The sequence below is a fragment of the Paraburkholderia sp. BR10882 genome (assembly GCF_040948855.1).
In the GTDB taxonomy this organism is placed as follows: Bacteria; Pseudomonadota; Gammaproteobacteria; order Burkholderiales; family Burkholderiaceae; genus Paraburkholderia; species Paraburkholderia nodosa_A.
The window spans coordinates 135,042-158,739 of sequence record NZ_JBFPKP010000010.1 but is presented as its reverse complement, the minus strand read 5'-3'; the positions used below and the strand labels follow the sequence as shown (position 1 = coordinate 158,739).

Below are 23,698 nucleotides of genomic sequence, written 5' to 3'. Positions count from 1 at the left end.
TCCTGATCAACAAGATCAACTACGTACGAATGGAACGCGGACGGCACTCAACCCGAATGAGCGACTCGAATACCGTCCGTCCATTGCTGATTCTTCCTCTCGTTACTGCGACTTCTGCGAACCGACTTCGCGGTCCCATTTCTGGAACGCCGCGACCATCGCCTGCGCCGAAAGCGGCTGGACATGCGGATAGGCCGTGAGCCACTTCGCGTACTCGGGGCGGCCGTATTTCGCGATCACGTCCTGGCTTTCCTTCGGCGCCATCTGCAGCGTGACGTCCTTCACTGCCGGGCCCGGATAGAAGTAGCCGTCGTCATACGTCATGGCCTGCTGCTGCGGCTCGAGCATGAAGTTCATGAGCTTGAGCAGCACCGCGAGCTTCTCTTTCGAAACGCCCTTCGGCACGACCATGTAGTGGGCGTCGTTCACCCACGTCATGTTGTTGAACGCTTGCACCTTGAAGTCCGCCGGCACGATGCCGAGCGCGCGCGGGTTGATGTCCCAGCCCGTCACCGTCACGGTCATGTCGCGCGTGCCTTCGCCCAATTCCTTCATCACCGCCGAGGTGCCGCCCGGGTAGTACGGCACGCACGAGTTCAGCTCCTTCAGGAACGCCCAGGTCTTGTCCCAGCCGTTGATCGGGTCTTGCGGGTTCTTGTCGCCGAGCAGGTAAGGCAGGCCCATCAGGAACGTGCGGCCCGGCCCCGAGTTGGCCGGACGCGCATAGATCAGCTTGCCGGGGTTCGCCTTGCACCACGTCAGCAGTTCCTGCGGCGTTTGCGGCGGCCTGGCGACCTTGGCCGGGTTGTATTCGATCAGCGGACCGGCCGGCATGTACGCCACTTCGAGGCCGTAGCCTTGCGCCAGGTCCTGCATCTTGCGCGCGCCCGGCGCGTACTTGTCGAGCACGCCCGGCAGCGCGGCCTGCTGGTCGGGCAGCAGCTTCATCCAGAGATTCTGTTCGATGCCGGCGGCGAGCGCGTCGGTCCCCGTCAGCACGAGATCGATGTCGGCGCGACCGGCGGCCTGCATGGCCTTGATCTTGCCAGGCAACTGCGGTGCGGGCGCGTTGGTGTAAGTGATGTTGGAGACGAGATTCGGGTTTTTCGCCTTGAACGCTTCGAAAGCCTTCTGCGTGAGCTGCAGGTTACCGGCCACGTCGACTATGTTCAGCGAAACGGGATCGGCCTTTGCCGCGCTCATGCCGAGCGCCGCGGCGGCCGCCACACACACGGCCAGCACCCTGGCCTTCAAACGTCCATCGAACATCGCATCTCCTCACATCTCTGTTTATGGAATTTGTTCTACGCGACCCGTCGATTCTTGTATTTTCAAAGCCGGACACAGGATGCCGAACCACGCATCAAGTTGTCAAGCAACGTCAGGCTCTTTGTGAGACTACTGTGAGCCTCTTGTCGGGCTCCTTTTGGAGAAAGCGCCTGCAAGGCTTCTGCAGGCGCTTTTCTGACCGCTTTCGCGGGATTACTGCTTCACCAGCTCGCCGTCGCGCAAACGCCACAGCGCGAGCGGATTGTCGTTCTGCAGTGTGACCGGCAAAAGTTCGGCCGGCAGGTCCTGGTAGCAGACCGGACGCAGGAAGCGCTCGATCGCCATCGCGCCCACCGAAGTCGAGCGCGCGTCCGAAGTGGCCGGGAACGGGCCGCCGTGAACCATCGCATACGAGACTTCGACACCCGTCGGGAAGCCGTTGGCGAGAATGCGGCCGGCCTTGCGCTCGAGAATCGGCAAGAGGCGCGCGGCCATCGCGTAGTCGTCGCGGTCGATGTGCAGCGTCGCCGTGAGCTGGCCTTCGAGGTGCTCCGCCACGCGCGCGAGTTCGGCTTCGTCGCGGCACGCCACGACGACCGAGGTCGGCCCGAAGATCTCGTCCGACAACGCGTGCTGGGCGAGGAACTGCTCGGCGCTCGCCTTGAAGAGGACCGGCAGCGCGTCGCAATGCGCTTCTGTCTTCGTGCCTTCGGCGAGATTCTCGATGCCCGGCAGCTGCTTGCGCGCCGCAATCGCTTCGCCATACGTCGAGGCGATGCCGGGAGTCAGCATGCTCTGCGAGGGCTTCTGCGTGAGCGCGGCGCTCGCCGCCTTCACGAAGCGGTCGAGTTCCGGCGAGTCGATCGCGAACACGAGGCCTGGGTTCGTGCAGAACTGGCCCACGCCCAGCGTGAGCGAATCGACAAAGCCTTGCGCGAGCGCATCGCCGCGGGCGGCCAGCGCCGCGGGCAGCACGAACATCGGGTTGATGCTGCTCATTTCGGCGTAGACCGGAATCGGCTCGGGACGCGCGGCCGCGATGTGCGAAAGCGCGAGACCGCCGCGGCGCGAGCCCGTGAAGCCCACGGCCTTGATAGCCGCGTGCGCCACGAGCGTTTCGCCCGCTTCGTTGCCGCCGCCGAACACGAGCGAGAACACGCCTTCGGGCAGGCCGACGTCAGCCACGGCCTGCTGGATCGCGCGGCCCACGAGTTCCGAGGTGCCCGGATGCGCGAGGTGCGCCTTCACGACGACCGGGCAGCCGGCAGCCAGCGCCGAAGCCGTGTCGCCGCCCGCCACCGAAAACGCCAGCGGGAAGTTGCTCGCGCCGAACACGGCCACCGGGCCGAGCGGGATGCGATGCGCGCGCAGGTCCGAGCGCGGCAGCGGCTTGCGCTCGGGCAGCGCCGAGTCGAGCACGGCGCCGCACCAGCGGCCGTCGCGCACGAGCGACGCGAAAAGGCGCAGCTGCCCGACCGTGCGGCCGCGCTCGCCTTCGAGGCGCGCCTTGGGCAGCGCCGATTCGAGATGCGCGCGCTCGATCAGCGCGTCGCCGGTGCCGAGAATGCGCTCGGCGATCGCTTCGAGCAGGCGCGCACGCGTTTCGTGCGGCGCGGCGCGGAAGGCGTCGAACGCCTGCGCCGCGAGTTCACAGGCGCGCGCGACTTCGGCCTTGCCGCCGAGGCCGAACGACGGCTCGATCTCCTGGCCGAGCGCGGGCGCGAAGGCGCGCATCTCGCCCGCCTCGCCGCGCACCGCTTGCGCGCCCAACAACATGGCTCCAGTAATCTGCATGTTCGCTCCGTTCAAATGCTATCTGCCATTTATGCGCTGGCGGTCTGGGCCGTTGCGGCCAGCTTCTGCTCGAACGCGAGCAGCGCCCTGGCCGCGTCGCCGATCGCCGGCAGCGCCTCAGCGGGCGACTGCGAGAGCAGCGGCAGGATCGGACCCATGTCGGCAATGCCCGAGAGCGTCACGGCGTCATGCAGCACGCGGATGAGCGAGATGTTGTCGCGCAGCGTTTCGAGCGGCATGAAGGCATCGTAGAGGCGCTGGGCTTCTTCCGCACGGCCCTCCTTCGCGGCCTTCAGGAGCGCCATGATGGCGCTCGAAGCGATACAGCCCGAGCCCGTGGTCCAGGCAGCCAGACCGAAGTCGCGCACGTGGACCAGCGCCGGACGCTCGCCCATGCCCGAGACGACCTTCGAGGCCGGCACGCGTTCCAGCAGGCGGCGCAGATACGGATCGTTCGCCGGGTCCTTGCGCACGATGGCGTACTTCACCGCAATGAGCGTGCCGCGGTCGATCAGGCGCACGAGCGTGTCGACGTCGACATAGTCTTCGCTCTTGATATAGAGCGTGAGCGGAATGCCGGCGGTGTCGGCGATGCGCGCGAGACCGGCTTCGACGCCTGCGGGCGTGGTGAAACCGGAGAGCGGCAGCACCATGGCCGTCTTGTATTGCGTTTGCGCGAGGATGCGCGCCTGGTCGAGCATCTTGCCGTAGTCAGGGCCGATGGCCGGAATCACGCGCGTTTCGGGCGCGGTGAGGCCGGCGAGCATGTCAAGCAACTCGCGGAATTCGCTCACGGCGACGTGGTACAGATTCGCATTGCCGCCGTACAGCAGCGTGCGAATACCGCCCGCTTCCATATGGCGGATCAGCTGGCGGTTCTGTTCGACGTCGAGGGAGAAGTCGGGGCGGCGTGCGAGCGGCGGCACTGCCATCACAGTCGAGGCGAATTCGCTCTCGACAATCGGGGACACGTTCATGAGGCCTCGTGCTGGGATGGTGGGTTGTCAATACCGGGCACAGTAGCACCGGCCCACCGTAGTTGTCAAACAACTTGTTGCATTTGTTGGGGTTTGTTCGGAGGGTATGACAACCGTGGTCCGCTCGCCCTTGCGCGGTCGGGACCGGCCCCGTAAAGGTATATTGTAGAATTGCGCTCCAATCGTGGAACCGGTTCCATTTAACATTCCGTTCCGTGGCAGCCGCGGCGGATGTCACGCGCAACAACTCAGGATGGCTACGCGGACACGGTCGAACCACACCGCGCCGAACTCATACAGAATCCCACCATGTCTGAATCTCCTCTCACGACACGCCGCGGCTTCCTGCGCACGGCAGCGGTGCTCGTACCCGCCAGCGCACTGGCGGGCTGCGAGGGCGGCAAGCAGCCGTCGAGCGAAACCGCCGCGGCGGGCAGCGCCGCCTCTGCGCCCAACGCCAGGCCTGAAGCCGGTCAGGCCGTCGCCTATAAGCCGCGCTTCTTCGACGCGCGCGAGTGGGCCTTTGTCGAAGCCGCCACCGACCGTCTGATTCCCGCCGACTCCGAAGGCCCCGGCGCGCTGCAAGCCGGCGTGCCCGAATTCATCGACCGGCAGATGGACACGCCCTACGCGCACGGCGCGCTCTGGTACATGCAGGGGCCGTTCCAGCAAGGCGTGCCTGAACTCGGCTACCAGCTGAAGCTCGTGCCGCGCGACATCTACCGGCTCGGCATCAAGGCCGTGAACGCGTACTGCGCGAAGGCCTACGGCAAGGACTTCGACGCTCTCGACGCCAGCACGCGCGACAGCGTGCTCAGCGCGCTCGAGGCGGGCAAGGTCGAGCTGGATGGCGTGCCGGCCTCCGTGTTCTTCGGGCAGTTGCTGCAGAACACGCGCGAAGGCTACTTCTGCGACCCGATCCACGGCGGCAACCGCAACATGGCCGCGTGGAAGATGATCGGCTTTCCCGGCGCACGCGCCGACTTCATGGATTTCGTGAACCAGAACGGCAAGCCCTATCCGTACGGCCCGGTCTCGATCAACGGGGAGCGTACGTAAATGGCGATCAAAAAACCTCATGTCGATGCCGTCGTGGTCGGCTTCGGCTGGACCGGCGCGATCCTCTCGAAGGAACTGACCGAAGCGGGTCTGAAGGTGGTGGCGCTCGAGCGCGGCGAGTATCGCGACACCTACCCGGACGGTGCATACCCCAACACCATCGACGAGCTCACGTACAACATCCGCAAGAAGCTCTTTCTCGATCTTTCGAAGACCACCGTCTCGATCCGCCACGGCGTGAACGACACGGCCCTGCCCTACCGCCAGCTCGCCGCGTTTCTGCCCGGCGAAGGCGTGGGCGGCGCGGGCCTGCACTGGTCGGGCGTGCATTTCCGCATCACGCCCGAAGAGCTGCGCCTGAAGAGCCACTACGAAGAGCGTTACGGCAAGAAGTTCATCCCCGCAGGCATGACGATCCAGGACTACGGCGTCACCTACGACGAACTGGAGCCGCACTTCGACTTCGCGGAAAAGGTGTTCGGCACCTCGGGCCAGGCGTACAAGGTGAAGGGCAACGTGGTCGGCGACGGCAATGTGTTCGAAGCCGCGCGCAGCGACAATTTCCCGTTGCCCGCGCAACTGAATACGTACTCGGCGCAGCGTTTCTTCGATGCGTCGAAGTCGCTCGGCCTGCATCCCTACCGCCTGCCTTCGGCGAACACGTCGGGGCCGTACACGAACCCCTATGGCGTGCAGATGGGCCCGTGCAACTTCTGCGGCTTCTGCAGCGGCTACGCGTGCTACATGTACTCGAAGGCTTCGCCGAATCTCAACATCCTGCCCGCGCTCAAGCAGGAAAAGCACTTCGAACTGCGCTCGAAATGCCACGTGCTGCGCGTCGAACTCGACGGCACCAGAAAGCGCGCCACGGGCGTGACGTATATCGATCCGGCGGGCCAGGAAGTGTTCCAGCCCGCGGACCTCGTTATCGTCTCGGCGTTCCAGTATCACAACGTGCACCTGCTGCTGCTCTCGGGCATCGGCAAGCCCTATGACCCGGTGTCGGGCGAAGGCGTGGTGGGCCGCAACTTCGCGTACCAGAACCTCTCGACCATCACGGCGTTCTTCGACAAGGACACGTGGACGAACCCGTTCATCGGTGCGGGCGGCAACGGCGTGGCCGTGGACGACTTCAACGCCGACAACTTCGACCACGGTCCGCCCGGCTTCGTGGGCGGCTCGCCGCTCTGGGTGAACCAGGCGGGCGTGAAGCCGATCAGCGGCATCGCCACGCCCGCGGGCACGCCGAACTGGGGCGCAGGCTGGAAGAAGGCCGTGAAGGACCACTACGCGCACACCATTTCGATGGACGCGCACGGCTCCAACATGTCGTACCGCGACGTGTACCTCGACCTCGATCCGACCTATCGCGATTCATACGGCCAGCCGCTTCTGCGCATGACCTTCGACTGGAAGGACAACGACATCAAGATGGCGCGGTACGTGACGGGCCAGATGCAGAAGATTGCCGAGGCGATGGGCCCGAAGGCCATCAACGTCTACACGCGCGAGTTCGGCGCGCACTTCGACTCGCGCCGCTACCAGACCACTCACCTCGTGGGCGGGGCCGTGATGGGCACCGATCCGAACACCAGCGTCATCAACCGCTATCTGCAGAGCTGGGATGTGCCCAACGTGTTCGTGATGGGTGCCTCCGCGTTCCCGCAGGGGATCGGCTACAACCCGACCGGCCTCGTCGCCGCCCTCGCTTACTGGAGCGCGAAGGCCATTCGCAACCAGTATCTGAAGAATCCCGGTCCCCTGGTGAGCGTGTGAAGAGTCGCATGAAGAAGAACATTTTTTCCATCGGCGCGAACGTTGCGCGCGCAACTTTCGCGTGTGCGGCGTTCATGGCATTTTCGGCACACGCGGCTGAGCAACCGAATGCCGCGCTCGTCGCGCACGGCGAATACCTCGCACGCGCCGGCGACTGCATTGCCTGCCACACCACACAGGGCGGAAGGCCCTTCGCGGGCGGCCTGAAGTTCGACACGCCGATCGGCGCGATCTACTCGACCAACATCACACCCGACTCGAATACGGGCATCGGCAAGTGGAGCTTTGACGACTTCGCCAGGGCCGTGCGCCAGGGCGTGCGGCCGAACGGCGACACGCTTTACCCGGCGATGCCCTACCCGTCGTACGCACGCCTCTCCGACGACGACATGAAGGCGCTCTACGCGTACTTCATGCACGGCGTCGGGCCCGTGCAGGCGCAGAACCGCGCGGTGGACATTCCCTGGCCGCTCTCGATGCGCTGGCCGCTCGGCGCCTGGCGCGTGCTGTTCGCGCCGAAGGTGCAGGCGTTCGACGGCTCGCATTACAACGATGCGATCGTCGCGCGTGGCGCCTATCTCGTGCAGGGCCTCGGCCACTGCGGCGCGTGCCACACGCCGCGCGCACGCACGATGCAGGAGCTTGCGCTCACCGACCTCGAAGGCGACGACTTCCTCGCGGGCGGCGCCCCGATCGACGGCTGGGTCCCCTCCAGCCTGCGCGGCAACCCGCGCACGGGCCTGGGCAACTGGAGCGAGGACGACATCGTGCAGTTCCTCAAGTCGGGACGCAATCTGCATACTGCGGCGTTCGGCGGCATGACCGACGTGGTTCAGCACAGCATGCAGCACATGAACGACGCGGACCTGCTCGCCATCGCGCGCTACCTCAAGACGCTGCCCTCCAGTGACCCGAAGGAAACCGCGTATGCCTACGATCCCGCCGCCGCGCACAAGCTGCAAAACGGCGACGCGAGCGCACGCGGCGCAGCGGTCTATCGCGACAACTGCATGGCCTGCCACCGCAGCGACGGACGCGGCTACACGCGCGTGTTCCCGGCGCTCGGCGGCAACCCGGTCGTGCAGGGCAAGGACCCCACTTCGCTGATTCACGTGCTGCTCGCAGGCAGCGCGCTCGAAGGCACGCAATCCGCGCCCTCGTCGTTCACGATGCCGCCGTTCGGCTGGCGTCTGTCCGACCAGGAAGTGGCCGACGTGTCCACCTTCGTGCGTGCGAGCTGGGGCAACACCGGCGCGCCAGTGAGCGCCGAAGACGTCGGGAGGGTCCGCAAGACCATCACCGTGAGCACGCCGGGGCTGCCGCCTGGCGCAACGCTCAAGCACTAACGCGCCCCGCGTAGCACTTTTCCCTCCCCGCGTTTCATGCCTGCGGTCTCGTTCGCGAGACCGCAGGCGTGTGCGCGCAAAACCAGAAATCGCTCAACAGGCGATCTTTAGACGTTGATACAACAAATGATGAGAAAACACCTGCTCGCCGCACCAGTCCTGTTCTCGCTCGCCGGCATCGCATCGGCGCAAGGCTCGGTCACGCTGTATGGCATTGCCGACGCCGGCATCACGTATCGCAGCAACGAGCGCACCGGCACCACCGGCGCTTACACGGGCCATTCGAACGTGGGCCTCTCCACCGGCAACCTCTCGGGCAGCCGCTGGGGCATCAAGGGCAAGGAAGACCTGGGCAACGGGCTCGCGGCCATCTTCCTGCTCGAAGACGGCTTCGACATCACGAACGGCACCTCGGGCCAGAGCGGGCGCCTGTTCGGCCGTCAGGCCTTCGTGGGCCTCTCGGATCAGCGTTACGGCTCGCTCACCATGGGCCGCCAGTACACCTCGCTCGACGACTTCGTCGGGCCGGTCGCGCCCGTGAACTACATCGGCGGCTTCGGCGCGCATCCGGGCGACATCGACGACCTCGACCAGACCACGCGCGTCGACAACTCGATCAAGTACACGAGCGCGAACTACGGGGGCTTCACGTTCGGTGCGCTGTACGGTTTCGGCGGCCAGGCGGGCAGCATGAAGCGCAAGAACACCTGGAGCGTGGGCGCGGGCTACGCAAACGGCCCGCTGCGCATGGGCGTGGGTTATGAACACTCGGACAACAGCAAGACCGGCCTCGACGATCCCACCTACGGCAAGTGGCAAGGCACGTACGACGGTACGTTCAACTCGTCGATCAACGAAGGCTATGCGAGCGCGCAATCGCAGCAGGTGGTGGCGGCGGGCGCAACGTGGGACTTCGGTCCCGCCGTGGTCGGCGTGAACTACAGCAACGTGCAATATCGCTCGGGCGCGAATTCTCTGTTCTCGGGCAATGCGATCTTCAATATTGCGGGCATTTTCACGCAGTGGAACGTGCAGCCGCGCACGCATCTGTTCGCGGGCTACAGCTACACGCGCGGCAGCGCCGTGGAAGGTGTGGATGAAGACGCGCAGTACCACAACGTTTCGGTGGGCGCGACCTATGATCTCTCGACGCGCTCGACGGTGTATCTGCTCGCGGGCTACCAGCATGCAGGAGGCATGACGCTCGACGCAGCCGGCAATCCGGTCGCGGCAACCGCTTCGGTGTCCGACAAGGGCAACGGCCACTCGTCGGCCACGCGGTCGCAAGCCATCGTGAGCGTGGGCTTGCGTCAGAAGTTCTAATACTCCGAAGTTTCGTTGCTTGCGCAACGAAATTGCGGGTGCTCACGCCATGAGCGCCCGCTTGCCTTTGCCGGCCGCGGCGCCGCTCAGTGCAGCACCTCCGGCCGGTCCAGCAGGCCGTAAAACTCGTCGATCGTCACGGTCGGTGCGAACTGCGAGAGCGTGGCGACGATCACGTCGTCGGTAATCGCCGATCCTGCCGCCGATTCGAGCTGAACCCCGGCCGCGGCGGCCTGGCTCTCGGCCAGCTCGAGGGCGATCGACAGGATGAAGCGTGCGTCGGTTTGGGTGAGTAGGGCTTTCATGCCTGCTCTAACGGCGCGCGCACAGGGAATCTTTAGGGTTTTGTGGGGTTTCGTAAGGCTTCGTAATCGACGTTACGCGCAGCCCTATGTTCAACGCGTACGGGCCACGAACTGTCCGGGACTCGTGCCCGTCAATCGTCGGAACATTGCGATGAAAGCCGACGACGTGGCGTACCCCAGATCCAGCGCCACGGCCTCGACGCTGCGCCCGGCATGCAGCATCGGCAGCGCGTTGACGAGCCGGATGCGCTGGCGCCATTCCGTCAGCGACATGCCGAGCTCGTTTTGCGCGCGGCGCATGAGCGTGCGCTCGCTCATGTGAAATGCATCGGCAAGCTCTGCAAGCGAGCGATTGTCGGCGGGATTCTGCCGTAGCACCTGGAGGATAGCGTTGAGATCGGCGTCGTCGGTATGCGGCACGAAGCTGCCCGTGGTCGCGCAGGTCGACAGCTGATCCACGAGCACGCGCAACAGACGCGCGCGCTGCGCTTCGCCCTCTTCCTCCGCTGGCGTCACACGCAGATGCTCGAGGATCGCGCGCACGAGCGGCGACACCATCACCGCGCAGCTCGTTGCCGGCATGCGCGTGCACAGGTCGCGGCTGATGTAGACCGAGCAATGCACGGTCTCCTGCTCGTTGAAGCCCACGTGCTCGGTGCCCGGCGCGATCCAGAGCCCGAGATGCGGCGGCGTGATGTAGTGCTCGTCCCCCGCCTTCACCTCGGTCGTGCCGCTGAACGCGTAGACGAACTCGCCCCACGGGTGGCACATCTGCGGATAGGTGGCATGCGAAGGCATGTGCTCCATGCGGAAGAACACGGGCGTGGGCAGCACGTCGGTGAAGGGCGGCAGGCGCAGGTAGCGCGCCGGGCGAGCACGGGCAGGTGTTTTGGGCATGGCGGTCTGGGGCTATCGATTGTCAGTTTTGCGCTATATGCGCGCATCCCGTCGCATCAATACTACGCCCACTGCCAACAAACTTCAGCCGAATCCTTCAAATCAGTGAGCCCGCAATGAGAAAGCAAGTCGACGCAACGGCCGTGGCCATCATGGTGGCGCTCTGCCTCGCATGGGGTCTGCAACAGGTCGCGATCAAGGCGGTGGCCGGGGACATCCCGCCCATGCTGCAGATCGGGCTGCGTTCGGGCGTGGCGGCGGCACTCGTGTGGCTCTTCAACCAGCTCGTTTCGCGCGAGCGCTGGCTGCCGGGCGTGGCGCGCGGCGCGGGGCTCGTCACAGGCGGCTTGTTCGCGCTCGAATTCGTGTTCGTGGCCATGGGCCTGCGCTGGACCAATGCCTCGCACATGGCCGTGTTTCTCTATACCGCGCCGATGTTCGCGGCAATCGGCCTGCATCTGCGCCTGCCCGACGAACGCCTCGCGCGGCTGCAATGGGGCGGCATTGCGATCGCCTTCGCGGGCATCGCCATCACGTTCCTCGGGCCCGCGCTGCTGGGCGCCGACATCCCGGGCTCGCCGTTGTGGCTGCTCGGAGACTTCATGGGTCTTTGCGCGGGCGCGGCGTGGGGGCTCACCACTGTCGTCGTGCGCACGAGCCGCCTGAGCGAGGCGCCCGCCACGCAAACGCTCTTCTATCAACTGGCGGGTGCTTTCGTCGCGCTGGTGCCGTTCTCGTTCCTGACCGGCCAGGCGCATTTTCACGGCACGCCGCTCGCCCTGGCCTCCCTCGCATTCCAGACCTTGCTCGTCTCGTTCGTGAGCTATCTCGTGTGGTTCTGGCTGCTGCGCCGCTATCTGGCCGCGCGCCTCGGCATACTGTCGTTCATGACGCCGCTGTTCGGCGTGGCGTTCGGCGTCGCGCTGCTGCACGAGCGCGTAGAGCCCGCGTTCCTGTTTGGCTCGGCGCTCGTGCTGATCGGCCTGCTGGTGGTGAACGCTCAAAGCTGGGTCCGCCAGGCTTTCGGCCGTCGTGCCGCCAACGCAAACCGCGCTCGGGTATCCTGATTCGATCAACAAAGTACCCGAATTACGCGGCATCTACGGTCTTTCGCTTGGCGTGACGGCGTCTCGCCGCACGCCTGCGCTTTCTGAGGTAAAGTCGCTCGGGTTCCGACTCACCTCGAATCCGGCACCCGATGCAAACCCTCTCGACTTTTACGCCCGTAGCGCTCGAACACGCGAGCCGCCTCATCAATCACGGCCCCACCGTGCTCGTCACCAGCAGCGACGGCAAGCGCCGCAACGTCATGGCGGCCGCGTGGTCGATGCCCGTAGAATTCACACCGCCGCGCATCGCCATCGTGATCGACAAGCGCACGTTCACGCGCGAACTCATCAACGCGAGCGGCAAGTTCGGCGTGATCATTCCGGGCGCCGCCGCAATCGATCTGACCTACGCCGTGGGCAGCGTCAGCGGCCGCGAGACCGACAAGTTCCAGCGTTTCGATATCGCCGCCATTACGGGCCCGAAGCTCGGCTTGCCCCTGCTCGAAGCAGGCTGCTGCGCGTGGATGGAATGCCGCCTGATTCCCGAACGGCACACCGAAGACGCCTACGATACGTGCTTCGCCGAAGTGATCGCTGCCGCGGCCGAGCCGCGTGTCTTCCGCAATGGCCACTGGGAACTCGACAGCAGCAACGCGGACCTGCACACGATCCACCATCTGGGGGCCGGCAATTTCGTGCGCGCCAGCGACACGATTAAGGCACGCGAACTCGCGTAAGCGCACCAACGCGATCAGGCCGCTATGATTCGCGTGTGGTGTGAAATCGCCACAAATATTTCGCATTGCATATATTTGAAAACATCTATTGGCGTGTTTTCAAGCGGCACAGGAGCCACGCATGAGCGATCTCGATACGCCGGCATCATTTGGCAGCCCCAAGGCGACCGCGCAAGCCGGACGACTCGGTTACCTGCCCGTCGCGCTGTTCGGCTCGGTCATGGGGCTTGCCGGGCTCTCGTCGGCGTGGCGGCTCGCGCACCGCATGTACGGCGTGCCGCTGTGGATCGCGCAGTTGATCGGCGTGCTCGCCGTGCTGGCGTTCCTGATGATCGGCTTCGGGTACGCCGTGAAATGGGTCACCGGCCCCGATGCCGTGAAAGCCGAATTCAATCATCCCATTGCGAGCAATCTCTTCGGGACGCTGTTCATCAGCCTGTTACTGCTGCCCATCCCGCTTGCCGACGTGAGCGTGCCGTTCGCGCGCGCGGTGTGGATCGTCGGCGCCATCGGCATGATCGTGTTTGCGTGGTTCGTGATCATGCGCTGGCTCAGTCAGCGTCAGCATCCGTCCCATGCCACACCCGCGTGGATCGTGCCCGTCGTAGGGCTCATCGACATCCCGCTCGCCACGCCCGCCATCCAGATCACGGGCGTGAACGGCGTCTTGATGCTCGCGCTCGCCGTGGGGCTCTTTTTCGCTGTGCCGCTCTTCACGCTGATTTTTTCGCGCCTCATGTTCGAGGAGCCCATGGCCAACAATCTGCAGCCGACGCTCCTCATTCTGCTCGCGCCGTTCGCCGTGGGCTTTTCGGCCTATGTGACCGTGACGGGCGAAGTGGACCGCTTCGCCGATGCGCTCTACATGCTCACGCTGTTCCTGCTCACTGTGCTCGTCGGCCGGTTGCGCTATCTCGCGATCACCTGCCCCTTCCGGCTCTCGTGGTGGGCCGTGAGCTTTCCGCTCGCGGGCTCGGTGAGTTGCGCCGAGCGTTACGCCGACCATGCTCCGAGCCCCTTCACGCACGGCATCGCGATCTTTCTGCTCGCGACGGTCACGCCGCTGCTGTTCCTGCTGGCCGGCCGCACATTATGGGGCGTGCTGCGGGGAGAACTGGAAGCGCTGGCCCGCTAGCAGCTCGAACACAACTGCGTGCTTGAATTTTATAGACGATCGGTCTAATATCGGCGACATGGAACCGATCATCGCCAAACCGCGCCGCGGCAGGCCGCCGAAAGATCCGCGCGCGCACGCCGACACACGCGACACGCTCATTCGCGCCGGCATGGAAATGCTGACCGAACAGAGCTTCGCGGCCACGGGGCTGGATGCCCTGCTCAAGCGGGTGAACATTCCCAAGGGCTCGTTCTATCACTACTTCGACAGCAAGGAAGCATTCGGGCGCGAGTTGATGAGCGCGTACGATGCATACTTCTGCGCGAAGCTCGACCGCTGGCTGCAGGACGACACGCGCCCTGCTCTCGAGCGGCTCGGCGCCTTCGTAGACGACGCCAGCAAAGGCATGGCCCGCCACCGCTATACACGCGGCTGCCTCGTGGGCAACCTCGGCGTCGAGGTGGACATCCTGCCCGACGACTTCCGCGACACGCTCGAACGCATTCTGCAGGGCTGGCAAGCGCGCATCGTGGCATGCCTGCACGAGGCCCAGCGCGAAGGCGTACTCGCAAAGCGAATCGACCTTGCGTCACTCGCCGCTTTCTTCTGGATAGGCTGGGAAGGCGCCGTGCTGCGCGCCAGGCTCGTGCGCAGCGCGGCTCCACTCGAGACATTTTTTAGGGGTTTCATCGCGGGGTTGCCTCGCGCGTGAGCGCGTGAGCCGCGGCAACGCCAACCGTTCACCGTTTCAGGAGCAAGATGCATCATGTTCAAGGCCATCGTCATTGATAAGGAATCCGGATCGTATGAAGCGCTCGTTGCCGAACTCGACGAAGCGCGCCTGCCGGAAGGCGACGTGCTCGTCGATGTCGGCTATAGCACGCTGAACTACAAGGACGGCCTCGCAATCACGGGCAAAGGCCCGGTCGTTCGCAGCTTCCCCATGGTTCCGGGTATCGATTTCGCGGGGACGGTCGCGCAAAGCGCGAACCCTGCCTACGCGGTGGGCGACGCGGTCGTGCTCAACGGGTGGGGCGTTGGTGAACAACATTGGGGCGGGCTCGCGCAGAAGGCGCGCGTCAAGGGCGACTGGCTCATTCCGCTGCCGGCGGGCTTTACGCCGCGGCAATCGATGGCGGTCGGCACGGCCGGATACACGGCCATGCTCTGCATTCTTGCGCTGGAACGGTACGGTATCACGCCCGCGCACGGCGACGTGCTCGTCACGGGCGCGAGCGGTGGCGTGGGCAGTTTTGCCATCGCACTGCTCACGCGCCGAGGCTATCGCGTGGTGGCGTCGACCGGCAGGCTGCAAGAGGCGGAGTATCTGAAGCAACTTGGCGCCGTCGAAGTCATCGACCGCGCCTCGCTATCGGAGCCGGGCCGCCCGCTGCAGAAAGAGCGCTGGGCCGCCGCGATCGATTCGGTTGGCGGCCACACGTTGGCAAATGTCTGCGCAAGCCTGTGCGCCGATGGAGCGGTGGCTGCCTGTGGCCTGGCACAAGGCATGGATCTTCCCGCGACGGTCGCGCCATTCATTCTGCGCGGCGTGAGCCTCCTCGGCATCAATAGCGTCACGCGTCCGTTTGCGCAGCGGCAGCAAGCCTGGCACGCGTTGGGAGAGACGCTCGATCTGAAGCAGCTCGACATGATTACGCGAGAAATCGGCCTGGCCGAGGCCATTGCCGCCGCAAGCGATCTGCTCGCCGGACATGTGCGCGGGCGGCTCGTGGTGGACGTCAACCGGTAACGTGCGCAGCCGCGGCGATTCGACGATTCACGATGTCGCCGCGTTCACGAACGATTCGCGAACGCGCGCGGCGTAACGCCGAGAAGCCGCGTCATCCAGTGCGCCATATGGCTCTGATGCGCGAAGCCTGCTTCGAGCGCCACCTGGCTCAGGCTGAGTTTGCCTTCGATGAGCAGCGCCCTCGCGCGTTCGACGCGCCGCCGCACGACGTATTGATGCACCGGCATCCCCAGCGTTTCGCGAAACAGGACCTTGAAATGTGGCACGCTCAGGTCGACGAGTGCCGCGAGTTCGCCGAGCGTGAGGCGTCGATCGAGATGGCTCTCGATGTAATCGGTCACGCGCGCCGCTTTGTGTGTCGCAAGCATGGTTGCGCCCCGGCCTTCTGATGCGCCCGTGCCGCCGAGCAGCCGCACGACCATTGCCGTGGAAATGCTCTCGGCAAATAGCGGATCGCAAGCCGTTCCCGCATCGATCTCGGCCAGCAGCGCGCCAGCCAGCGAATTGATGCGCGGGTCGCGCAACTGCAGATGCGGCCGGATCTCGCGCTTACCCCACGGGTTCTCCATCTGCTCCGCAATCGATCGCACGAAGCGGTCGTCGAACCACACGCGCAGAATCATGCAGTCCGCATCATCGGTCCATTCGCCTTCGACCCCGGCAGGCACCACATCCGCGTCGCCGTGCGCCTGGAGCCGCGATTGACGGCGGCCGTCGCAGGCGCATCGCGCACGCACCGGCATGCCGACATGAATGCCTAGGCGGTGGTACGCCATGGCGGGAAAGCGATGCTGCCCCGCACTCACACGCAGCAGTTCGGCGCCACCGCCCTGCCAGCCCAATCCGGCGCTCGAACGCAGGCTGACGCTTGTTCCAGCGTGCCGGTGCGGATCTGCAGTCAGTGCGCTCATGGCAATCCTTTTCGACGCTCAAGCCGTGCGGGAATTCGTGCGATGTTTGCGGCCAGTTTACTGGATTCGGGCCACGCTCGCGCACCGCGCCATGGTGGACGTATTCAATCATCCGTTTCTGTCCAAGGCCATCCGTTCCTGCGCGCCATACGGCGTTCGTCTGCCTACGATGATGCAGACCACGCAAGGAGAAAGCGATCATGTTCGTGATTTTTGGAGCAGCGGGAAAAGCCGGGCGCGTCACCGCCGCCGCGTTGCGCCGCGCGGGCAAGCCCGTGCGCGCCGTGGTGCGCCACGCTCGTCAGGGCGAGAGTCTCGCGGCGCTGGGCTGCGAAATCGCACTCGCCGACCTGACAGACGCGCACTCGGTCGCGGCCGCGATCAAGGGCGCACACGCCGTCCAGCTGCTATGTCCCGTTCCATCCGGTGATACGGATCCCGAAGCGACCATGCGCACGACGATCGACGTCGCCACCGATGCCCTGCGCGAAAACCCGCCCGCCACGCTGCTCGCCATTTCCGACTATGGCGCGGAGCTGGCGTTGAATACCGGCATCACGCGGCTCTATCACTACCTGGAAAAGCAGCTGAAACCCATTGCCACGCAATTGGTGTTGCTGCGCTCGGCGGAACATATGCAGAACTGGGCGGCGTTCTTGCCCGGCGCGCTCGCAACCGGTGCGCTGCCGAGCCTCCATCTGCCTTTGGAGCGCCGCTTTCCCACGGTTGCCGCACAGGACGTTGGCGCGGCGAGCGCCGAACTGCTGCTCGAATCGCATCAGTCCGGCACGCCGAGAATCGTGAGCGTTGAAGGACCGCAGAGGGTCAGCGTGAACGACATCGCGACGGCATTGAGCATTGCGAGCGGCCGCACGATCACGCCTCATGCGCTGCCGCGCGAATCGTGGGCACCGATGCTTCTCAAAGCCGGACTCAGCGAGAAGCACGGCCGGCTCATCACCGATCTGCACGACGTTTACAACACCGGCCGCATCGACGTGGAAGCGAGCCGCAGCGAGCGGCGCTTCGGCATGACTGCGTTAAGCGACGTGTTCGGGCCGCTCGTTGCGAAATTCCAGAGCCAATAGCGTGCACGCCGCAGTGACAAAAAAGCCGGGCGCTACGCACGCCCGGCCTTTAGTGCATGACTGCGCGGCGATCAGAACCACTTGCCGAACTGGCCGCCCGGCGCAAGCGACACCCCGCGCAGCACTTCACCGAAGCCCGCGTTGCGCAGCGTCACGAAACGCTCGTTCGCCGCACCCGAAGCCGTGGTGTTGCGCAGCACGTCGCGCACGGCGACGAGGCGATTCGGGTCCGCGCCCTGGTCGCCGTTGCCGCTCACCGTCGAGGTGATCGCCCAGATCGTGACCGTGCCGTCCTGCTCGACGTGGCCCGTGATGTTACGCAAGCCGTCGGTGGCGGGCGACCACGGCAGGCCGGTCGCGCTGTTCGTGCCCACCGGATAACCGGCCACGGTGTACGACGTCCCCAGATTCAGACCGTTCTGGATCGTGTAGGCGAGCTTCCACGACTTCGTTCCGGCGTTGTACACCCACTTCTGCAGGCCTGCACCGGTCTGCTGCGCGGCGTGCGTGTAGAGGTCCGTGCCGCCCGAATAGCCATCGCCCTCGTCGGCCACATAGAGCGTATTGGCGTTGGCGAACCACAGGCCGAACGGATACGAGAGCGTCGTCGCCGTCTTGTTCGGCGTAGCCGGGAAACCCGCGAGCACGCATACGTTGCTCGGCAAGCCGCTGGTCGTCAACGTGGAGGCGTCGTACGCGAGCGGGTTGGACGGCAGTTTCGCGCCCGCCACCGGCACGCCTACGCCGCCCGAAGGGCACGCCTTGCCCGTGGTGTCGACGAAGTACACTGTGTTCACGCCGTTGCCGCCGCTGCCCTTCGTGAAGTACACCACGTTGTTGAAGACGGTGAGCCCGCGGAAGTTGTCGTCCTTGCCGACCTTGTCGGCCTTCGCACCGAGTTGCGTGACCGAAAAGCTCGCGAGCGGCGTGGGCGTGCCCGGCGTTTGCTGCGCCTCATGCTGATGCGTCGCCTCGATGAATTGCGCACCTGCACCGAGAATCACACCTGCCGGCTGCGGATTCGAACCGTTGCCTGCGTTGCCCACCGTGAAGTAAACGCCATTGCCTTCGCCGTTGTCGTTGCCGTTGTTGAGCAATGCGGCGCGGCCGTTATTGCCGCTGTATGCATTCGTCTCCGTAAAAGAGAAGTGCCCTTCGGCATCGAGCCGCGCGACGGCGCGATAGAACGCCTGACCATCCGGATTCGTCGGATCGATCGCGCCCGGCGTATTCGAGTTCGATACGTCGATCGTATTGACCGGCGCAACGTAGCCCATGAAAGTCAGGTAACGGCCGTCGCGCGAGAGGTTGAGCCCGAGTTCGGACTTGGAGCTGAAGCTCGTTACGAGCTGGTCGTGGCCATGGCCCGGATGCAGACTGTTGGGCACTTCCAGCGTGTGGACGACCTGGCCGCCTGGCGTAATGGTATCGAGGAAAATGCGCGCCGTGATGCCGAAGCTCGGATCGTAGAGCGCGTTGTTCCAGACGGCCGGATACGTGCCGTCAGTGGGCGCGCCGCCCGTGGGGCAGCTCGCCTGCGCGCTATTGCAATTGGGCGGCAGCGTCATGCCCGGGGTGACGTTGCTCGACACATTGTCGTAGACACTGCGGCTCACGACGAGCAGGCCCGAACCGCCGAAAAATGCGTCGGTATCTTGCGCGGAAGCGGACGCGCCTGCACTGGCGCAAACCAGGGCAGCGGCAATAGCAAGTCGGGAAGGACGTGCGGCAAAACAAGGGCCGCGAACTACTGGGCGAAGGGTATTGATGGCCATCTGTGGCGTCTCCGAAAGGAATTACAAGCGTTTTGTCAGGACGAACGCGGGGTCAATCCTGCTTACCGTAGCGAAATTTTGTGAAAGATTCGTTGCAGGCAATGCGGCTTTGTTCACGCGATTTCCTCTGCGGAAATCGAACGGCTCAGCCTGTTTTCCGATGCGGACTAATTTCGTTTGTTATCCTCATCATCTGTTCGTGCGCACGCACGTAACGCTTCGTCATAAAACCGCCGCACGATAGCAGGATTCAATTTGAATCCTGCTTGTCACCATCCTGTAATTGACAGTACGCGGACCAGACAGACTCCGCGACTTCCCAGAAAACATGAATAACGGGAGAGGCTCGTGAGACCATTGCGCCCCCTGATTGCCGCGCTCGTTTGCGGCATTTGCACGTTGTCGGCCAGCGCCGAAGACGTGACCGGATGCGGCAGCACGCTCGCCGCCCCCCTCTACTCCCACTGGGCCACCGCCTACCAGAAATCCGGCGGCGGTAAGGTGATCTACCGCAGCACAGGCTCCACGGACGGCATCAAGGAGATCGTCGCGCACACGGTCGATTTCGCCGGCTCCGACGCCCCGCTCACGAGCGAGCAATTGAGCAAGGACGGATTGCGGCAGTTTCCTACCGCGATCGGCGGCGTGGTGCCGGTGGTGAATCTCCCGGGCATCAAGGCCGGGCAGTTGATGCTGAACGGCGAGGTGTTGGGCCAGATCTTTCTCGGCAAGATCCTGTTCTGGGACGACCCGGCCATCGTGCGGCTCAATCCCAAGATCAAGATGCCCAACACGCCGATCGCAGTCGTGCGGCGTCTCGATGGTTCGGGCACGACGCTGATCTGGACGCACTATCTCTCGCAGGTGAGCCCCGAATGGAAACGCAAGGTCGGCGAAGGCACCACTGTTCACTGGCCATTGGGGATAGGCGGGAAAGGGAATGAAGGCGTCGCCACGTTCGTGGGCTACCTGCCCGGCGCGATTGGCTATGTCGCCTGGGACTTCACGAAGCAGAATCGTCTGACCTACACGGCGATGACCAACGCGGCGGGCGTGGTCGTGGAGCCGGGCATCGACACATTCAGCGCAGCGGCCGCGAATGCGGACTGGTCAAGCTCGCTCTTTCAGGTGCTGACCAATCAGCCGGGCAAGGACGCATGGCCCGTGATGGGCGCGACCTACGTGCTGTTGCAGGCGACACCGGATCACTCTGCGCGCAACGCTGAAACGCTGAAATTCTTCGACTGGGCGCTCACGCACGGCGAGCCGACGATCCAGGCACTGGACTATATTCCGCTGCCGGCCGTAGTCGTGACGAAAATCCGCGCGCAATGGCACGACGGCAAGAGCGACGACGTCGCACCGAAGGACGCTAGCGCGCAGTAGCGTCAACAAGCGCGTTGCCTGGGTAGATGAAAAACGTGGGCGAAGTTCTGTGACGGCGTGCGCGAATCAACGCTTGCCTGCTTTGCGCCTGCGGGAATCGGATTTACGGCAGAGGTCCGTCAACACCCAGCGCGCGATGATCTCGGGGCGATTCGTCCCGTACTGCGCGAACTTGATTTCGCTTTCGAAGTAGACAATGACGCTTCCGGCCATGACGCGGTAAGTACCCGCGTAGTTCACGCCATCCAGTTCAACGCTCAAAGGATGGGTGGTTTCGTATTCTGCAAGAGCCAAGGTAAACGCGGAAATGTCTAAATTATGACAATATCGTTTCGCGGCCCCATTGGTCAATTAAATATGCGTTTTGTTTCATATTGACGATTGCTTTCCCGATTTCCGCACATTACGGGAACCTGTCGCGCCTTTTAACGGGGCACGCATTAACGCCGCCTGACTCAGCCTGCCATAGGGGCTTGCCGCGAACCACCGCTCGCCGACGGAAGCGCTCCAGGCATTCACCCAGCGCGTCGCCATCAATTTATCGGGTTCTGCTTCGGCGTTCATCAGCCGCTTCATTGCCAGGCCAAGGCGGTGCATTGCATACCGCTTACGGCGCGCTTCAGCATCTACTCGCGCGTTCATCGTCTCGCCTCTTCCGATTGAGTATTGCGTAGACAAAACCTGGAGACCCGCCTGCACCGATACCTTGCGAAGCCGGAGCATGACTCCCGCCGAACCAGGCGAGAACACTCATTAAGGCACGGAAATAATGGCGGAAACATCAGGGAGAGTATGGACGCAGTCGCCATGAAAGCGCTTTCGCCGGACAACGGGAAAAAGGGCACGGCACCCATGACGATCTGGCTCTCTGCTCACCACTCACCACATTACGCCGACCATATGACACTCGTTAGTAAGCCACGAATTCGAGCCTTTTGTCGAAATACAACCGGTGAATGGCGGCGACCTGGCGACGCGCTGCGAGATGATGGTGGATCGGCAACCCCTTTCCAGAAGGTTCACAACGTATCGATCCATGCGAACAACGACACACGGCGGCCCCCGATTCGCGCTCGGACGCGCACTGAAGCAACCGTTGCTGAATGTCGTGGCCCGGTTGCCCGACAGCGTGCAGCGCGCGATGTTCATTCCGCCGATACGGCGCATCTGCATTCGCGTCCCGGTATTGCGCGCAGTATATTCCGGCTGTCTGCGGCGCCACCCCATCGATCTCCTGTACGGCACGAACACGAGCGGACTGGTCGATTCCAACGCGCTGCAGCGCGACTGCGATCTTGCCGCCCAACTCAGGCCTTACATGGGCTCGCAGCCGACCATCATCCGCCGCGCGCTCGACACCCTGGGCGATATCACCGGTTATACGTTCATGGACATCGGTTGCGGTAAAGGCCGGCCGATGATCGTCGCCTCCGAGTATCCGTTTGCTTTGGCGCTGGGCTACGACATCAGCGCGGACCTCGTGCGAACGGCGAACGCGAACGCGACCGTCGTGGCGCGGCGCTTCCCACAACGGCCGCCCATTCGCGCGCTGCACGCCAATGTCGCCGATCTGCAGGTGCCGTCGGGCAACGTGGTCGTCTTTCTGTTCAATCCATTCGGGCCCGAGCTGATGGCGTCGTTGCTCGAGAAACTCGAAGCGGGCCTTGCGAGCGGCACCATCGAGCATCTTTTCATCGTCTACGATAACCCCGTGTGCGGCGAAGTCTTCGACGGCTCCCGCCAGTTGAAGCGCTGGTTCGCCGGCGTATTTCCGTACGATCGCGACGAAGTCGGCTTCGGACCTGAGGACCACGAGAACGTCGTCGTCTGGCAAAGCGTGCGCGGCGCACGCCCTGACACATTCGCCGACCGCAATCGCCGCATTACGACTAAAGACCGCCTCAGCACTTCCATTGAAGGCTGAATCACAAGCACCACGAATTCATTCAGGAGACGCAAGTGCCGACCTCCGTCGTGGCGATATACGAGTCGTCGCCGGCTGCTTCCTTCCGGTACGCGTTGCGCACGTGCGAGACCGTCGATGCGTTTCGTGCATTCGAGCCCCAATGGCGTGCGCTTATATCCGGAACCGAGGCGCACTCGCCATTCATCAGCTTTGCCTACTGCGAGACAGCCGTCGCGGCGGCACTGAAGAGCGGCGCAAAGGTCGAAGTCGCGACGGTGCACGACGCGCGTGACCTTCTGGCGCTATGGCCCGTTGTCATTACGCGCGAAGGCGCGTGGCGAACGGCCCGGGCGCTGGGCTGCGGATGCGGCGAGGAATACGGCGGCCCGCTGATCGCCGACACCCGGCGCGCGGAACTTTACGATGCGGCAGTCCGTGCCGTTTTGCGGATTCACGCCGACGTGCTCCACATTCCGATGCTCGAAAACGGCAGCGCGCTGCAACATGCGCTCGACGCCGCGCCGCAGTCCTGGGTGCAGCGTGCGCTGCCGCAGCGCTGGCGCGTGATGCCCGGCTATTCGATCAACCTGCGCGCCGCGCCCACATGGAACGATTTCCTCGCCACGCGGCACTCGACGCTGCGCGCCGCGCTGCGTTCGAGTGCGAAGCGGCTACGGCGCGAAGGCGAGGTCAGTTTTGGATGGTGCAGCAACGCCGAGGACACCGAGCGCGTATTGAGGTGGCTATTCGCCAACAAGCGCCAATGGGCGCTCAAGCGTGGAATTGAGTCGCCCTATTTGATGGACGACCGCGTACGCGATTTCTTCATCGAGCTTGCCAGGCGAACCGATCTGACCACCCAGCCGCTCGTCGCCTACGTGCAGGTCGATGGGCAGCCGGTGGCGGCATCCGTCAATCTCGTTGGCGCGCGCAGCGTCGAGTATTTGATCACCACTTATGACGAGGCGTTCAGCGTGTTTTCGGTGGGAAACCTGCTGATCGAATCCATCGCGCAATGGGCCCAGGCCCATGGCCGCGATTTCGACTTTCGGCCGCTGCACGGCGACTACAAGGTGCGTTGGGCGGATCGCGAAACAAAGCACGAATCGCGCATCGTCGTGCTCAACGCACGCGGGCGGCTCATCGAGCTGGCGTTGTCGTGGGCCCAGGCGAGGCGCGTCTATCGAAAACTCACGACCCTTGTGATGGCGCGCCTGAGATGAGTAGCGTGCA

Annotated in this window: 22 protein-coding genes; 13 read left to right on the top strand and 9 right to left on the bottom strand. The window is 64.2% G+C overall.

The genetic code is table 11. From position 1 onward, the window contains the following. Window positions 1-102: 102 nt before the first annotated feature. The 3 genes from AB3X99_RS24790 to AB3X99_RS24780 all read right to left on the bottom strand — a co-directional run bounded on the left by AB3X99_RS24790 (window position 103) and on the right by AB3X99_RS24780 (window position 4,040). Entirely contained in the window at window positions 103-1,203 is a 1,101-nt protein-coding gene (locus AB3X99_RS24790; RefSeq protein WP_368603067.1) for an ABC transporter substrate-binding protein, read from the bottom strand. A gap of 279 nt (window positions 1,204-1,482) precedes the next feature. Further along, window positions 1,483-3,063: an aldehyde dehydrogenase (NADP(+)) gene (locus AB3X99_RS24785; protein WP_368618448.1), complete on the bottom strand. Its 1,581-nt coding sequence runs from the start codon at window positions 3,061-3,063 to the stop codon at window positions 1,483-1,485. Window positions 3,064-3,092: 29 nt separating this feature from the next. Further along, window positions 3,093-4,040, bottom strand: a complete 948-nt coding sequence (locus AB3X99_RS24780; RefSeq protein ID WP_368618447.1) for a dihydrodipicolinate synthase family protein — start codon at window positions 4,038-4,040, stop codon at window positions 3,093-3,095. Between the two features lie 309 nt (window positions 4,041-4,349). Between AB3X99_RS24780 and AB3X99_RS24775 the strand changes: the two genes are divergently transcribed. From AB3X99_RS24775 to AB3X99_RS24760, 4 genes are all read left to right on the top strand, one after another. Continuing rightward, window positions 4,350-5,099, top strand: coding sequence for a gluconate 2-dehydrogenase subunit 3 family protein (locus AB3X99_RS24775; RefSeq protein ID WP_368618446.1), 750 nt, complete (start codon window positions 4,350-4,352; stop codon window positions 5,097-5,099). Beyond that, a complete protein-coding gene (locus tag AB3X99_RS24770) occupies window positions 5,100-6,875 on the top strand; it encodes a GMC family oxidoreductase (protein WP_368618445.1) in 1,776 nt (591 codons plus the stop codon). A 74-nt stretch (window positions 6,876-6,949) separates the two neighbouring features. Next, window positions 6,950-8,221, top strand: coding sequence for a c-type cytochrome (locus AB3X99_RS24765; RefSeq protein ID WP_368618496.1), 1,272 nt, complete (start codon window positions 6,950-6,952; stop codon window positions 8,219-8,221). Between the two features lie 129 nt (window positions 8,222-8,350). Then, window positions 8,351-9,544: a porin gene (locus AB3X99_RS24760; protein ID WP_368618495.1), complete on the top strand. Its 1,194-nt coding sequence runs from the start codon at window positions 8,351-8,353 to the stop codon at window positions 9,542-9,544. A gap of 86 nt (window positions 9,545-9,630) precedes the next feature. On the opposite strand, the gene AB3X99_RS24755 is transcribed toward AB3X99_RS24760, so the two are convergent. Then, window positions 9,631-9,849, bottom strand: coding sequence for a hypothetical protein (locus AB3X99_RS24755; protein WP_028207581.1), 219 nt, complete (start codon window positions 9,847-9,849; stop codon window positions 9,631-9,633). Window positions 9,850-9,939: 90 nt separating this feature from the next. Further along, on the bottom strand, window positions 9,940-10,746 hold the full coding sequence (locus AB3X99_RS24750; RefSeq protein WP_368618444.1) for a helix-turn-helix domain-containing protein: 807 nt from the start codon (window positions 10,744-10,746) through the stop codon (window positions 9,940-9,942). 116 nt (window positions 10,747-10,862) lie between these two features. On the opposite strand from AB3X99_RS24750, the gene AB3X99_RS24745 reads away from it, so the two are divergent. The 5 genes from AB3X99_RS24745 to AB3X99_RS24725 all read left to right on the top strand — a co-directional run bounded on the left by AB3X99_RS24745 (window position 10,863) and on the right by AB3X99_RS24725 (window position 15,399). After that, a complete protein-coding gene (locus tag AB3X99_RS24745) occupies window positions 10,863-11,813 on the top strand; it encodes a DMT family transporter (RefSeq protein WP_368618443.1) in 951 nt (316 codons plus the stop codon). Window positions 11,814-11,944: 131 nt separating this feature from the next. Beyond that, a complete protein-coding gene (locus AB3X99_RS24740) occupies window positions 11,945-12,532 on the top strand; it encodes a flavin reductase family protein (protein WP_342946366.1) in 588 nt (195 codons plus the stop codon). Between the two features lie 121 nt (window positions 12,533-12,653). Next, the gene (locus AB3X99_RS24735; protein ID WP_368618442.1) at window positions 12,654-13,667 is read left to right on the top strand and encodes an SLAC1 anion channel family protein; all 1,014 of its coding nucleotides are present in this window, start codon (window positions 12,654-12,656) and stop codon (window positions 13,665-13,667) included. Window positions 13,668-13,725: 58 nt separating this feature from the next. Then, window positions 13,726-14,361, top strand: a complete 636-nt coding sequence (locus AB3X99_RS24730) for a TetR/AcrR family transcriptional regulator (RefSeq protein WP_069266342.1) — start codon at window positions 13,726-13,728, stop codon at window positions 14,359-14,361. 54 nt (window positions 14,362-14,415) lie between these two features. Continuing rightward, window positions 14,416-15,399 carry an MDR family oxidoreductase gene (locus AB3X99_RS24725; protein ID WP_368618441.1) on the top strand — a complete coding sequence of 328 codons (984 nt, stop codon included), beginning with the start codon at window positions 14,416-14,418 and terminating at the stop codon, window positions 15,397-15,399. Between the two features lie 44 nt (window positions 15,400-15,443). On the opposite strand, the gene AB3X99_RS24720 is transcribed toward AB3X99_RS24725, so the two are convergent. After that, a complete protein-coding gene (locus AB3X99_RS24720) occupies window positions 15,444-16,310 on the bottom strand; it encodes a helix-turn-helix domain-containing protein (protein ID WP_368618440.1) in 867 nt (288 codons plus the stop codon). A 200-nt stretch (window positions 16,311-16,510) separates the two neighbouring features. Between AB3X99_RS24720 and AB3X99_RS24715 the strand changes: the two genes are divergently transcribed. Next, a complete protein-coding gene (locus tag AB3X99_RS24715) occupies window positions 16,511-17,398 on the top strand; it encodes an NAD(P)H-binding protein (protein WP_368618439.1) in 888 nt (295 codons plus the stop codon). Window positions 17,399-17,469: 71 nt separating this feature from the next. Here the strand turns inward: AB3X99_RS24715 and AB3X99_RS24710 are convergent, their stop codons facing one another. Further along, window positions 17,470-19,014 carry a hypothetical protein gene (locus tag AB3X99_RS24710; protein WP_256094846.1) on the bottom strand — a complete coding sequence of 515 codons (1,545 nt, stop codon included), beginning with the start codon at window positions 19,012-19,014 and terminating at the stop codon, window positions 17,470-17,472. A 507-nt stretch (window positions 19,015-19,521) separates the two neighbouring features. Here AB3X99_RS24710 and pstS point away from each other — a divergent pair. After that, the gene (gene pstS / locus AB3X99_RS24705; RefSeq protein WP_368618438.1) at window positions 19,522-20,559 is read left to right on the top strand and encodes a phosphate ABC transporter substrate-binding protein PstS; all 1,038 of its coding nucleotides are present in this window, start codon (window positions 19,522-19,524) and stop codon (window positions 20,557-20,559) included. A 66-nt stretch (window positions 20,560-20,625) separates the two neighbouring features. Here pstS and AB3X99_RS24700 read toward each other — a convergent pair whose 3' ends face one another. Further along, a complete protein-coding gene (locus AB3X99_RS24700; RefSeq protein ID WP_141710756.1) occupies window positions 20,626-20,910 on the bottom strand; it encodes a hypothetical protein in 285 nt (94 codons plus the stop codon). A gap of 18 nt (window positions 20,911-20,928) precedes the next feature. Beyond that, a complete protein-coding gene (locus tag AB3X99_RS24695) occupies window positions 20,929-21,201 on the bottom strand; it encodes a hypothetical protein (protein ID WP_368618437.1) in 273 nt (90 codons plus the stop codon). A gap of 394 nt (window positions 21,202-21,595) precedes the next feature. On the opposite strand from AB3X99_RS24695, the gene AB3X99_RS24690 reads away from it, so the two are divergent. After that, on the top strand, window positions 21,596-22,483 hold the full coding sequence (locus tag AB3X99_RS24690; protein WP_141710754.1) for a class I SAM-dependent methyltransferase: 888 nt from the start codon (window positions 21,596-21,598) through the stop codon (window positions 22,481-22,483). A 35-nt stretch (window positions 22,484-22,518) separates the two neighbouring features. Beyond that, complete coding sequence (locus AB3X99_RS24685; protein ID WP_368618436.1) at window positions 22,519-23,688, top strand: GNAT family N-acetyltransferase; 1,170 nt, start codon at window positions 22,519-22,521, stop codon at window positions 23,686-23,688. Window positions 23,689-23,698 lie beyond the last annotated feature (10 nt).